A 12,015-nucleotide genomic window follows, 5' to 3' on the forward strand; every position below is an offset into this window, starting at 1 on the left:
CCACAATCCTGCTATATCCATTCGCACACCGGCTGATCGACAGGTTCGACGACGCCGATGTCCGGTTCCGATAGAGGCGAGCGCGGTGAGCGAGCCGTCCATCTTCTTTTCCGAGGTCAATGAGCGGCAGGGGGCCTTCCACCGCCGAAGCTTCCTGATGGGCGGTTTCGCCGGCGTGGGCATGCTGGCGCTCGGGGGCCGTCTGGCCCACCTGCAGATCCTGGAGGCCCAGCGCTACCAGAAGCTTTCGGCCTCGAACCAGTTCAACTTCCGTCTGGTGCCGCCGCCCCGGGGGCTGATCGTGGACCGCAACGGCGCGATCCTGGCCACCAATCGCCCCAATTTTCGTCTGCTGGTCGTCAAGGATGGCGAGCATGAGCCGGCGCCGACCCTGAAGACCCTGGCCCATTTCGTGCCCCTGGATGACGAGCGTCAGGCGCGGTTGCTGCGGGAATTCGACCGGACCCCCAACCGGGTGCCGGTCTCGGTCATGGAGGACATGACCTGGGAGCAGTTCTCCGCCATCAACATCCGGGCGCCGGAAATGCCCAATGTCACCGCCGACATGGGGGAGGTTCGCGTCTATCCCTATGGGGGCGCCTTCGCCCATGTCATCGGCTATGTGGCCAAGGTGAACCGCGAGGATCTCACGGACACCGGCCCCAACTCCGAGCCCATCCTGCTGCACCCGGGCTTCCGGATTGGCCGCCAGGGGGTGGAGAAGGCCTTTGACCTGGACCTGCGTGGCCGCACGGGCGCCCGCAAGGTCGAGGTGGACGCCCGGGGTCGCGAGATCCGCAACGACCCCGACGGCGACATCCAGGCGGTGGCCGGCAAGACTGTCGAACTGACCCTGGACGTCGACATCCAGAACCGCGCCCTGGAAGTCATGGGCGACGAGAGCGGCGCGATCGTGGTGATGGACTGTCGGTCCGGGGACCTGCTCTGCATGGTGTCGGCGCCGAGTTTCGACGCCAACCGGTTTGTGCGGGGCCTGTCGGTGGCCGAGTACCGCGCCCTGGCCGACTATGAGCGCCGCCCGCTTCTGGACAAGGCCATGAGCGGGACCTATCCGCCGGGCTCGACCTTCAAGATGACCACCGCCCTGGCGGCCCTGAACGCCGGGATCAATCCCGAGGAGCGAATCCACTGTTCGGGGGGCTGGCGGTTCGGTGGCCGGACCTGGCGCTGCTGGCGCCACGGAGGCCACGGCTCGCAGAACATGCACGACGCCATCAAGAACTCGTGCGACGTCTATTTCTACCAGGTGGCCCTGCGCATGGGGCCAGACCACATCGCCCGGGCGGCCAAGGCCTTGGGTTTCGGCCAAGCCTTTGACATCGGCATCCCTGGCCAGCGCACCGGCGTCGTCGGCTCGACCGAGTGGAAGCGAACCCAGGTCAAGCGCGACCCCACCTGGCATCCGGGGGATTCCGTCAGCTATGGGATCGGCCAGGGCTATATCACCGCCAACGGCCTGCAATTGGCGGTGATGACCGCTCGTCTGGCCAATGGCCGCACGCAGCTCAACCCGCGCCTGGTCAAGTCTGTGGGCGGGATCGAGATGCCGCCGGGCGACGACGCGCCCGACCTGCCCTTCTCGCAGGAGCATCTGGACTATGTCCGCGCCGGCATGATCTCGGTGGCCAACGACCGCAGCGGCACCGCCTATCGCCAGAGCCAGCTTGGCCTGGGGGATGTGATGATGGCCGGCAAGACGGGCACGGCCCAGGTGCGAAGCTATGATGGGGTCGCCAACCGCGACAGCCGCAGCGTCCGCTGGGGGCTCAAGGACCACAACCTCTATGTGGCCTTCGCGCCGATCGACGAGCCGCGCTACGCCATCTCGGTGATCATTCAGCATGGGGGCCTGGGGGGCGCCACGGCTGCGGCGCCCCGCGCCCGGGAGGTCATGCGCGTGGCCCTGCTCAAGGATCCGGAAATTCGCGCCCGCATCACGCAACCCATGCCCATGCCCGATGTCACCGACCTGCCGCCGGTGGGCATTGCGCCAGGCGGGCCGGTCGATGTGATGCCCGCCGACCTCGAGCCGGGCGACCCCACATGACCGTCAGCGCCCTGCGCCGCCCGGGTGAGCGCGACCGGCTGGTGGTCAAGTTCACCCAGATCGACTGGACCTTCTGCATCGCCCTTTGCCTGCTGGCGGGCGCCGGCGCCCTGATGATGTTCTCGGTGGCCGGCAGTTCCTGGGAGCCGTGGGCGGCGGCCCATCTGTTCCGATTTGGCTTCTGTTTCGCCCTGATGATCGCCCTGGCCCTGTTCGATATCCGGGTCTGGTTCGCGCTCGCCTATCCGATCTACGGATTTGGCCTCGGACTGTTGGTGGCCGTCGAGTTCTTTGGCGACACCCGGATGGGCGCGACCCGTTGGCTGGACCTCGGCTTCATGAGCTTCCAGCCATCGGAGGTGATGAAGGTCGGCATCGTTCTGGCCCTGGCGCGCTTCTATCACGGCATTTCTGCCGAGGACGCGCGCCTGTCCTGGTGGCTGCTCGTCCCGGCGGCCATGATCGCCGCACCGGTCCTGCTGGTCGCCCATCAGCCCGACCTGGGCACCGCCATGCTGATCATCCTCACCGGGGGGGCCATCGTGGTTCTGGCCGGACTGTCCTGGAGGATCATCGGCGCAGCCCTGGTGGCCTTCGTCGTCGCCGTGCCGATCATGGTGATGTTCGTGATGCACGAATATCAACGCAAGCGGGTGATGACCTTCCTCGATCCTGAAAGCGACCCGTCAGGCTCGGGCTACCACATCCTGCAGTCCAAGATCGCCCTGGGTTCTGGCGGCTTTTTCGGCAAGGGCTATGGGCTAGGCTCCCAGAGCCAGCTCAACTTTCTGCCCGAAAAGCATACCGACTTCATCTTCGCCACCCTGGCCGAGGAGTTCGGCTTCCTGGGCTGCGCCTCGGTGCTGGCCCTGTTCGCGGCGGTGATCTTCATGGCCCTGCGCACCGCGTCGGTGGCCCACAGCCATTTTGGCCGGCTGGCGGCGGCCGGGGTGACGGCGACCTTCACCTTCTATGTCCTGATCAACGGGGCGATGGTCATGGGCCTGGCGCCGGTGGTGGGCGTGCCCATGCCGCTGCTCTCCTACGGCGGCACGGTCATGCTGACCGTGATGATCGGCTTTGGTCTGGTGCAGTCGGTGCGGGTGCATCGCTACACCGAGGTCACCAGCGGCAAGGGCGCCTTCGTCTGACGGGCCCTTGAGGACCTACCTGGCCAGGGCCTCGTCGGTGGCCCGCACCAGGGCGTCGACCACCCCAGGTTCGGTGGAGGCGTGGCCGGCGTCCCACACCACGTCGAGCTTGGCCTCGGGCCAGGCCTGGCGCAGCCGCCAGGCGGCGTCCATCGGGGTCACCACGTCAAACCGCCCCTGGACGATCCAGCCGGGAATGTTCCGGATCTTGTCGACGTTTTTCAGGATCCAGTCGTTCTCCGGGAAGAAGCCCCGATTGACGAAGTAGTGGCACTCGATCCGCGCAAACGCGATGGCGAAGTCCACCTCATTGAACTTGGATGGCCGCGCCTCAGGCCCGCGGATGGAGATGGTGTCGCCCTCCCACTGGCTCCAGGCCGTCGCCGCCTCGGCCTGGATGCGGCGATCGGCGTGGGTGAGACGCCGGTGATAGGCCCCCATCAGATCGTGGCGCTCATCCTCCGGGATCGGCGCCAGGAAGTGGGCCCAGGCGTCGGGAAACAGCATTGAGGCGCCGTCCTGGTAGAACCAGCGCAGCTCCTTCTCGGTGAGCAGGAAGACCCCGCGCAGGACCAGGCCCTCGACCCGGTCTGGGTGGGTGATGGCGTAGGCCAGCGCCAGGGTGGAGCCCCAGGAGCCGCCGAAGACGGTCCATTTCTCGACGCCCAACTTGACCCGCAGCCGCTCGATGTCGGCGATCAGGGTCCAGGTGGTGTTGTGCTCCAGTCGCGCATTGGGGTGTGAGCGGCCACAGCCCCGCTGGTCGAACAGGGCCATGCGCCATTTCGAGGGATCGAAGAAGCGCCGCATGGTGGGATTGATCGCCCCGCCGGGTCCGCCGTGCAGGATGATGCAGGGCTTGCCATCGGGTGCGCCGCACTCCTCGTAATAGACCTCGTGCTCGCTTTCGGTGGGGAGCCAGCCATGGGCGAAGGGTTCGTTTTCGGCGAACAGGCCACGACGTTGACCAGGCGATGAGACGGCTGTGAAGGGGGAGGGGCGATCCATGGGCCTATTTACCCCGGGAAACGCCGCCGCATCCAGTCGAGGATGTAGCCATTCACCGCCTGCGGCTGCTCCTGCTGCGTCCAGTGCCCGGAGTCGGTCACCAGGACCTTCTCCAGGTCGGAAATGTGGTCGCCCATCTTGTCAGCCATGGAGGGCGGCAGGACCGCATCCTTCTCGGCCATGATCATCAGGCAGGGCAGATCATCAATGCGCGTGGGCAGATCCGCCCCCCGTTCCCAGTTGCGAGTGAAGTTGCGATACCAGTTGATGCCGCCGGTAAAGCCGCTGTGCTCGAAGAGGGCCACAAACACCGCCATCTCGTCGGCGCTCAGGAACTGATTGGTGTCTGCGGCCGGGTCGTAGGCCGCCAGCGCTTCGGCGAAGGCGAAGCTTGAACCGCCGGTCTTCTTTTCACTGGTCTCGCGCAGGGCTGCGGGCTTGCGCATGAAGAACCGCATGGTCTTGGCGACATCGGCGGCCAGGGCCTGATCGGGCGCCTCAGGGGTCTGGAACCAGACAATGTACATGTCCGGCCCGTAGATCTGGCGGAAGAGCGAGATCGGCTCAGCGGGATAGCGGGGCAGATAGGGGGTGTTGAGACCGATGACCCCGGCGCAACGTTCGCGGTGCATCAGCGGCATCTGCCAGACCACGAAGCCGCCCCAGTCGTGGCCGCAGAACACGGCCTTTTCCAGACCCAGGTGATCGAGCAGGGCCACCAGATCGCCGGTCAGGTGCTCCATGTCATAGTCGGCCACGGCGTCAGGCCCCTTGGTCAGGCCGTAGCCCCGCTGGTCCGGCGCAATCACGCGGTAGCCGGCGGCGGCCAGGGCCGGGATCTGATGGCGCCAGGAAAAGGCGGTCTCAGGGAAGCCATGACAGAGGACGATGGCGGGACCGTCCTTCGGACCAGCCTCATAATAGGCCATCTCGATCCCGTTCACCGGCGCGGTCTGCACGGGGGGCATGAGGCGGGTCAGGGCGTGGGGGAGGGCAGGCGTCATCGATCGCTCCGGTGGACTGGGGAGGTCGGAATGGTGGTCCGATAAAACCGGGGAAGGCAAGCGCGGCCCCTTTCCCCGCAGGGATTGGGCGCTAGATAGGGGCATGACCAAGGTCCAAGCTGCGCCGACCGTCCCCACGCCCTGGGGGCTGGTCATCCTGTTGGGGGCGCTGACGGCTTTCGCGCCGATGTCCATCGACATGTATCTGCCGAGCCTGCCCGACATCGGGCGGTCCCTGGGGGCCAGCGCGGCCCAGACCCAGGCGACGGTGGCGGCCTTTTTCGCCGGCATGGCGATCGGTCAGTTCATCTATGGTCCGGCCTCGGACCGCTTCGGGCGTCGCGGGCCGATCCTGGCGGGCATCGCCGTCTATGTGGCCGCCACCGTCGCCTGCGCCCTGGCGACCAGCCCCGACATGCTGATCGCCGCCCGCTTCGTCCAGGCGCTCGGCGGATGCGCCGGCGGCGTGGTGGCCCGGGCCATCGTGCGCGACCGGTTCGACCACACCGAGACGGCCCGGATGTTGTCGCTGCTGATGCTGATCATGGGCATAGCCCCCATTGTCGCGCCGCTCCTGGGGGGCCTGATCCTGCAGCTCGCCGGCTGGCGGGCCATATTCTGGGTGCTGGTGGCCTTTGGCCTGATCGTCGGCGCCTTCGCAATGTTCCGCCTGGAGGAAAGCCGTTCGGAGGCCACCGCGGTCCAGGCGCGGGGGGAGAACCCCCTGGCGGCCTTCGCCGCCCTGCTAGGTCAGAGGCGGCTGGTGGGCTACGCCCTGGCCGGCGCCCTGAACGGGGCGACCCTGTTCACCTACATCGCCGCCTCGCCGGTGCTGCTGATCGAAGTCTATGGGATTTCACCGGCCAATTTCGGATGGGTGTTCGGCCTCAACGCCGCCGGGGTCATCGGCGCCAGCCAGGTCAACCGCTACCTGCTGAAATATGTCGGTCCCGACCAGGTCCTGGCCCGGGCCAGCCTGATCGCGGTCGGCTTCGGCCTCCTGCTGGCCATCGCCGCGGTGACGGGGTGGGGAGAGCGGTGGACCGTCCTGCCTCTGCTGTTCCTGATCCTGGCCACCTATGGCTTCATCCAGGGCAACACCATGGCCGGCGCGCTCAGCGTCGATCCCAGCCGCTCCGGCTCGGTCTCGGCCCTGATGGGCGGGGCCTCCTTTGGCGTGGGTGCGGTGGCCGCGAGCCTGACGGGGCTGGCCTATGACGGCACCCCAGGCCCCATGGGGATCGCCATGGCGCTGGCCCTGGCCGGTTCTGCGTTCGCCCTGCGTCGCCTCGCCCTGACGCGCCACGCGGCAGCGCCCTAGAGCGCGTTCCCGATAGGTGGAAACCGATTATCGGGAGGAAACGCGCTCAAGAGGCGCTAGGCGTCCTTCGGCCGGGCCATGGCCGCGATGGCCAGAACGATCCAGCCGCCCATGAACAGCAGGCCGCCGACCGGGGTGACCGCGCCGAGGATCCGAGGCGCGCCCATGGCCATGGCGAACAGGGTCCCGCAGAAAATCAGGCCGCCGGACAGGAAGAGCATCGGCGCCAATCTCGCCAGCCGCGCCCCTTGGGCGGCGACAGCGCCAGCAGCAAACACCGCCAGGCAATGGATCGCCAGATAGGTCGCGCCGGTGTCCATCCAGGCCTTGGCCTGAGGATCGGCGACTCCGTGGGCGCCGAAAGCGCCGATGGCCACCGACAGCAGTCCCCCTATGGCGGCCAGTCCAAGCCAGATGCGATCGACACCCACGGCGTCCTCCTGCGTTATGATTTTCGCCATGGGGCGGGACCCTGAGATAGTCCCATGACACGGCGTTAGCGAATCACGGCGGTCGCATCGCGCGGCCAAGCCAGGGGACAGACCATGGGCTTGCGGAACATCAGTCTTGCGGCGACGGCCCTGGTCTTCGCCCACGCCGGCGCGGCCTTCGCCGACAGCGGCAGTTTCGGCGACTGGGCGGTGGTTTGCGACAATGGCCGCACCTGCACCGCCATGGGCTTCGGGGATCTCGGCGAAATGGGCAGTTCGGCCCTCTTGCTGCTCACCCGGGACGCTGAGGCGCAAGCGCCGCCGAGGGTGTCGCTGATCACCGCCGGAACCGCGGCGACCACCCTCGCCCTGTCGGTGGATGGGGTCACCCCTCCGGGCCTGGCGGCGTTGCCGGCCACCCCCATGGCCGACGATGATGAGCGCCGCATCACCGAGCTGACCCCCGATCAGACCCGCGCCCTCCTGGCGGTGCTGGCCAATGGCCGGACCCTGACCCTGGTCGAGGGGCGCAATCCCGCCGCCGCCATCTCGCTGCGCGGATCCAGCGCCGCCCTGCGGTTCGTCGATGATCGCCAGAAACGCGCCGGGACGGTGAGCGCCCTGGTGGCCCGGGGCGCCCGTCCGGCGTCGGAGACGCCTGCGCCGCCAGCGATCCCACGGGTGACGGCCGCGCCCGCCGTGGCCCAGACCCGCCTGCCTGCCATGCCTACCTCAGCGCTTCAGGGCCGCCTGACCGATTGCGATGACGACATCGCCGAACTTGGGTTCGCGCCAGAGGTGGCCCGGCTTGGTCAGGGACGACTGTTCTGGGGGATCGTCTGTTCCCGCGGCGCCTACAATGTCATCTACCGGCTGTTTCTCACCGATGACCGCGGCGGCGATGTCCGCGCCCTGGAGCTCAGCTATCCCAGCGGCGAGACCACGTCCGAACTGATGAACATCAGCTTTGAGCCCGCGACCCAGACCCTCAGCAATTTCGATAAGGGTCGAGGACTGGGCGACTGCGGCGCCATCACCCGTTGGGTCTGGACCGGCGAGGCCTTCACCCTGCAGCATCAGGTCCTGATGCCGGAGTGCCAGGGGGTCAAGCCCGACCAGTGGCCGGTCAGCTACCGGTCGCGCTAGACTCGGGCTAGAGCGGACGGGCTCCAACCGCCGCAGGCCCCCACCATGCCCTCGCTGCCCGTGCGTCTGGGTCTGTTCTACTCGGCCATCTTTGTGGGGCTGGGAGCCAGCGCGCCCTATATCCCGGTCTGGTTCGCCCGCTACTGTCTCTCCGGGGCGGAGATCGGCCTGATCCTGTCGGCGCCGATGATGGCCCGGATGATCACGGCGCCGGCCATCGGAGTCTGGGCCGACAGTTTCACCCTCCGCCGCACCCCGCTGATCCTGATGGGCGCCCTGGCGGCCGTGGCCTATCTGCTGCTGGCGGCGCCGTTCGGATTCTGGTGGTGGTTCGCCGTCTGGTTCGTGGCCGCCTCGGCCCTGTCGACCATCTCGCCCCTGACCGATGTGATCGTGCTGGCGAGGGCGAGGCGGGACGGCTTCAACTATGGCTGGCCCAGGGGGATCGGCTCAGCGGCCTTCATCCTGGCCAATGTGGTCATGGGGGTGCTGCTGGTGCAGGGGCCCGCCGACCTGGTGCTGATCTGGATCATCATCGCGGCCATCCTCACAGCCCTGGGCGCGCGCTTTCTGCTGCCGCCGGACCCTGTGCGCGAAGAGGGCGGCCGCGTGGCCCTGGCCGAGCGCCTGGCGGGCCTGGGCGCGCTGGTCAAGGACGGCGGCTTCATGCTGGCGGTGGTGTCGGTGGGGCTGATCCAGTCGGCCCACGCCTTTTACTACGGCTTCTCGGCCCTGGTCTGGAAGGCGCAGGGCATTCCCGAAAGCCTGACCGGCGTGCTCTGGGGGTTCGGGGTGGCCGTGGAGATCGGCTTTCTGTGGTTCATGGAGCCCTGGCGACGCGCGGTGGGACCCCGGCGACTGCTGGTGATCGGCGGCGCCGCAGCCGTGGTGCGCTGGGGCGCCCTGGCCCTGTCGCCGCCGCTCTGGCTGCTGTTTCCGATCCAGGCCCTGCATGCGCTGAGCTTTGCGGCCACCTTCATGGCCTCGCTGCAGCTGGTGGAGCGGCTGTCGACCCCGGCCAACGCCTCATCGGCCCAGACCATGAACTCGGCCTTTTCCGGCGGTCTTTTGATCGGACTGGCGACGATCGCCTCTGGCGCGCTCTATGACGCCGTCGGGGCCTATGGCTATTTCGCCATGGCCGCCATGTCGGCCCTGGGCCTGGCCGGCGCGCTCAGGCTCTATGGGGTTCGGCGACTGGACGGCTGAGCTCGGCGCAGAAGGCGCCCGCCGCGGAGGTGACCGCCTGGCGGATCTGCGCCAGATCAAAGGCGGCGGCCTCGGCGCACTCCCGGGCCTGGGGCACATGCAGGAAACCCACCCGCGCCGCCGCCTTGGCGTGCAGCAGCCGGTAGAGGGTGAAGTTGCACAGATAGTCCCCGGCGTCCTCCGACAGGTCGACCGGCAGGCCCTCGGTCTCGAGCGCCGAGGCCATGGCCTGACAGGGGGCTGAGGCCGCAATCACGTCCTCGCCAGCGTCAGCGATCAGGGGGGAACCCCAGACCCGGCCGGCCTGGTCGGGACGCTCAGGGCTGGCGCAATTGCGGCCCAGGGTCTCGACCCGGAAAGCCTCGGCCTCCACCGCCACGCCGACCACCAGGACGCCGTCGGCCGGGCTGGTCTGGAGCTGACGCAGGATGGTCTCGGTCGCGCCCTGCCACTGGACCGGCAAGGTCAGATAGTCGACCTGCGCGCCGGGCGGCGCCCAGGACTCCCGGGCCAGGGTGGCGATGACGGCGGCGGACGGGTTGAGCGGCGCGGCCGGAAAGCTGCCGAAGCCGGCGAGAAGGAGGCGAGGGGTCATGGAGCCAATATAGCCCACTTGCCCTTGAATGCCCCAGGGGCGCCCGACGAGACTGGTGAAAACGTAGGAGTCTAAGACCATGCGCGCACTGCAAGCGGCCGATCCCTGGGGCCTGGACCACCTGACGATCATCGAGGCGCCGGAGCCCAAGCCTGGCCCGGGCGAGGTGCTGGTGCGGATGAAGGCGGTGTCGCTGAACTATCGCGACCTGCTGATGATCAACGGCATGTACAGCCGCGGCTCGGCCACCGGCGGCTCGGTGACGCCATTCTCCGATGGCTGCGGGGTGATCGAGGCCGTCGGCGAGGGCGTGACCCGGGTCAAGGTGGGCGACCGGGTGGCGACCCTGTTCTTCCAGGGCTGGCTGTCAGGGCCGCCGACCCTGGAGAAGGCCATGACGGCGCTCGGCTCGCCGATCCCGGGCGCCGGGCGCGAACTGGCGGTGTTCAGCCAGGAGGGTGTGTCCAAGGTTCCGGACTTCCTCACCGACCAGCAGGTGGCGACCCTGCCGTGCGCGGCGCTCACCGCCTGGCGTGCCCTGTTCGAGGACGCCGACCTGTCGCCGGGCGACACGGTGGTCCTGCAAGGCACCGGCGGGGTGTCGATCTTCGGTCTGCAGTTCGCCAAGGCGGCGGGCCTGCGGGCCCTGATCACCTCGTCCTCCGACGACAAGCTGGCCCGGGCCAAGGGGCTGGGCGCTGACCACCTGGTCAACTACCGCGAGACCCCGGAGTGGTCCAAGCCCGTGCGGGCGGCGACCAGCGGAGTGGGCGCGGACTTCATCATGGAGGTGGGCGGCCAGGGCACCATCGACCAGAGCCTGAAGGCCATCCGCATTGGTGGCCACATCGCTATCATCGGCGTGGTCGCCCAGGGCGGCGCCGGCATCAATCCGGCGGTGCTGATCGGCAATGCGGCGAAGATGCAGGGCGTCTTCGTCGGCTCCCGCGACATGTTCGAGTCCATGTGCAAGGCGATCGAGCTTCATCGTATCGCGCCGGTGGTGGACAAAGTCTTCCCCTGGACTGAGGCCAAGGCGGCCTTCGCCGCCATGGCCGGCGGCGAGCACTTCGGCAAGATCGTCCTGGAGTTCTAGGTCTGAAGGCGGCCGGCAAGGCGCCGGCCGCCTTCAGCTTCAGAAGATCAGCTTGCGCACGGTCAGGCGGACCGTCCGGCCCACGGGGTCGAGCAGGTCCGGCTGGTAGGTGATCGGGACGACGCCGTCGCCGGTGCGCACCTGTTGACGGGCGTCGAAGATGTTGTCGATCGACAGGGTCGCCCGGGCGCCACGCATCCAGGGATGGTCCCGCGCCCAGCGCTGCCGCCCCGGATCGGCGAACAGGCGCAGGCTGACCGTCGCCAGGTCGGAGAACTCCAGGTCCCCGTCCGGCGTGGCGCCGGAGATTCTGGTGGCGCTCTGCCAGTCGGCGTTCATGGCCACCCCGAGCCCCGCCTTGGAATAGTTGGTCTGCAACTCCAGCTGATGGCGCGGCGAGCCGCCGCCGGACCCCAGGGCCGCGCCGTCCAGCAGGTCGAGCTTGGGCAGGCCAGGGGCGATCTGCACCTCATCGCGCAGGGCGAGCGTGTGATAGAGCCCGACCTGGAAAACCCCGCTGCGGGGGCCGCCGCCGCCGAAGCCGCCAAAGCCGCCGCCGCCAGGACCGCCTGGGCCGCGCCCGCCCATGGCCATGCCGCCGCCGGGAGGCCCCGAGGGGCCAGCGCCGTCGCCGGGCGGAGGGCCGTCCGGCGACCCCTCATCCCCTGAAGGCGGGCGTCCCGCGGTCCCTTGCGCGCCGCCCCGGGCAGGCGCCTGAGCCTCGGTTCCCGCTGCGGCGGCGGGACGGGCGGCCTCGAACCGACGCCGCATCTCGGCCCGTTCCTCAGCGGTCGGCTCCGAGCCGATCTGTCGCGAATAGGTCAGGCCCCAGCGCACCTCGTCCCGAGCCTGGAGGGCGAAGTTCACCGGCCGGGCGTCGATGGCGGTCAGGGCGCCCGAGGCGTCGCGGGTGAAACGGTCGGGGAAGGCCGCCTCCACCTGGGTCGAGGCCGAGGGAAAGGCGACGATGGCGTCGCGGGTTCGGG

The 12,015-nt window shown here is 68.6% G+C and carries 10 protein-coding genes and 1 pseudogene; 6 read left to right on the forward strand and 5 right to left on the reverse strand.

Annotation, left to right across the window (positions count from 1 at the left end; genetic code table 11):
• The first annotated feature begins 85 nt into the window (after nt 1–85).
• Both mrdA and rodA read left to right on the forward strand, forming a co-directional pair.
• On the forward strand, nt 86–2,068 hold the full coding sequence (mrdA, locus tag Q7V15_RS09705; protein ID WP_304755370.1) for a penicillin-binding protein 2: 1,983 nt from the start codon (nt 86–88) through the stop codon (nt 2,066–2,068).
• Complete coding sequence (gene rodA, locus Q7V15_RS09710) at nt 2,065–3,219, forward strand: rod shape-determining protein RodA (RefSeq protein WP_304755371.1); 1,155 nt, start codon at nt 2,065–2,067, stop codon at nt 3,217–3,219. The genes mrdA and rodA overlap by 4 nt, the downstream gene beginning before the upstream one ends.
• 15 nt (nt 3,220–3,234) lie before the next feature.
• Here rodA and pip read toward each other — a convergent pair whose 3' ends face one another.
• Both pip and Q7V15_RS09720 read right to left on the reverse strand, forming a co-directional pair.
• Nucleotides 3,235–4,227: a prolyl aminopeptidase gene (gene pip / locus Q7V15_RS09715; RefSeq protein WP_304755372.1), complete on the reverse strand. Its 993-nt coding sequence runs from the start codon at nt 4,225–4,227 to the stop codon at nt 3,235–3,237.
• 8 nt (nt 4,228–4,235) lie between these two features.
• Nucleotides 4,236–5,231: an alpha/beta fold hydrolase gene (locus Q7V15_RS09720; protein ID WP_304755373.1), complete on the reverse strand. Its 996-nt coding sequence runs from the start codon at nt 5,229–5,231 to the stop codon at nt 4,236–4,238.
• A gap of 103 nt (nt 5,232–5,334) precedes the next feature.
• Between Q7V15_RS09720 and Q7V15_RS09725 the strand changes: the two genes are divergently transcribed.
• The gene (locus tag Q7V15_RS09725; protein WP_304755374.1) at nt 5,335–6,552 is read left to right on the forward strand and encodes a multidrug effflux MFS transporter; all 1,218 of its coding nucleotides are present in this window, start codon (nt 5,335–5,337) and stop codon (nt 6,550–6,552) included.
• A gap of 56 nt (nt 6,553–6,608) precedes the next feature.
• Here the strand turns inward: Q7V15_RS09725 and Q7V15_RS09730 are convergent, their stop codons facing one another.
• A complete protein-coding gene (locus Q7V15_RS09730; protein ID WP_304755375.1) occupies nt 6,609–7,013 on the reverse strand; it encodes a DUF423 domain-containing protein in 405 nt (134 codons plus the stop codon).
• Between the two features lie 84 nt (nt 7,014–7,097).
• Between Q7V15_RS09730 and Q7V15_RS09735 the strand changes: the two genes are divergently transcribed.
• Together Q7V15_RS09735 and Q7V15_RS09740 are read left to right on the forward strand one after the other, a co-directional pair.
• Nucleotides 7,098–8,129: a DUF1176 domain-containing protein gene (locus Q7V15_RS09735; protein ID WP_304755376.1), complete on the forward strand. Its 1,032-nt coding sequence runs from the start codon at nt 7,098–7,100 to the stop codon at nt 8,127–8,129.
• 45 nt (nt 8,130–8,174) lie between these two features.
• Nucleotides 8,175–9,338, forward strand: coding sequence for an MFS transporter (locus Q7V15_RS09740; RefSeq protein WP_304755377.1), 1,164 nt, complete (start codon nt 8,175–8,177; stop codon nt 9,336–9,338).
• Here Q7V15_RS09740 and Q7V15_RS09745 read toward each other — a convergent pair.
• Nucleotides 9,304–9,933 (reverse strand): hypothetical protein, encoded by a 630-nt coding sequence (locus Q7V15_RS09745; RefSeq protein ID WP_304755378.1) that lies wholly within the window; start codon nt 9,931–9,933, stop codon nt 9,304–9,306. The genes Q7V15_RS09740 and Q7V15_RS09745 overlap by 35 nt on opposite strands.
• A gap of 79 nt (nt 9,934–10,012) precedes the next feature.
• On the opposite strand from Q7V15_RS09745, the gene Q7V15_RS09750 reads away from it, so the two are divergent.
• A complete protein-coding gene (locus Q7V15_RS09750) occupies nt 10,013–11,029 on the forward strand; it encodes an NAD(P)-dependent alcohol dehydrogenase (RefSeq protein WP_304755379.1) in 1,017 nt (338 codons plus the stop codon).
• A 39-nt stretch (nt 11,030–11,068) separates the two neighbouring features.
• Here Q7V15_RS09750 and Q7V15_RS09755 read toward each other — a convergent pair.
• Nucleotides 11,069–12,015: pseudogene (locus Q7V15_RS09755) on the reverse strand (TonB-dependent receptor); the annotation flags it as partial.

Origin of the sequence: Phenylobacterium sp., assembly GCF_030651755.1 — a bacterium.
Taxonomy (GTDB): Bacteria; Pseudomonadota; Alphaproteobacteria; order Caulobacterales; family Caulobacteraceae; genus Phenylobacterium.

Bases quoted from the DNA above. Each gene is read 5' to 3' on its own strand.
- Q7V15_RS09740 (WP_304755377.1), top strand. From the start codon at position 8,175: ATGCCCTCGCTGCCCGTGCGTCTGGGTCTGTTCTACTCGGCCATCTTT.
- pip (WP_304755372.1), bottom strand. From the start codon at position 4,227: ATGGATCGCCCCTCCCCCTTCACAGCCGTCTCATCGCCTGGTCAACGT.
- Q7V15_RS09720 (WP_304755373.1), bottom strand. From the start codon at position 5,231: ATGACGCCTGCCCTCCCCCACGCCCTGACCCGCCTCATGCCCCCCGTG.
- Q7V15_RS09750 (WP_304755379.1), top strand. From the start codon at position 10,013: ATGCGCGCACTGCAAGCGGCCGATCCCTGGGGCCTGGACCACCTGACG.
- Q7V15_RS09735 (WP_304755376.1), top strand. From the start codon at position 7,098: ATGGGCTTGCGGAACATCAGTCTTGCGGCGACGGCCCTGGTCTTCGCC.
- Q7V15_RS09725 (WP_304755374.1), top strand. From the start codon at position 5,335: ATGACCAAGGTCCAAGCTGCGCCGACCGTCCCCACGCCCTGGGGGCTG.
- rodA (WP_304755371.1), top strand. From the start codon at position 2,065: ATGACCGTCAGCGCCCTGCGCCGCCCGGGTGAGCGCGACCGGCTGGTG.
- Q7V15_RS09745 (WP_304755378.1), bottom strand. From the start codon at position 9,933: ATGACCCCTCGCCTCCTTCTCGCCGGCTTCGGCAGCTTTCCGGCCGCG.
- Q7V15_RS09730 (WP_304755375.1), bottom strand. From the start codon at position 7,013: ATGGCGAAAATCATAACGCAGGAGGACGCCGTGGGTGTCGATCGCATC.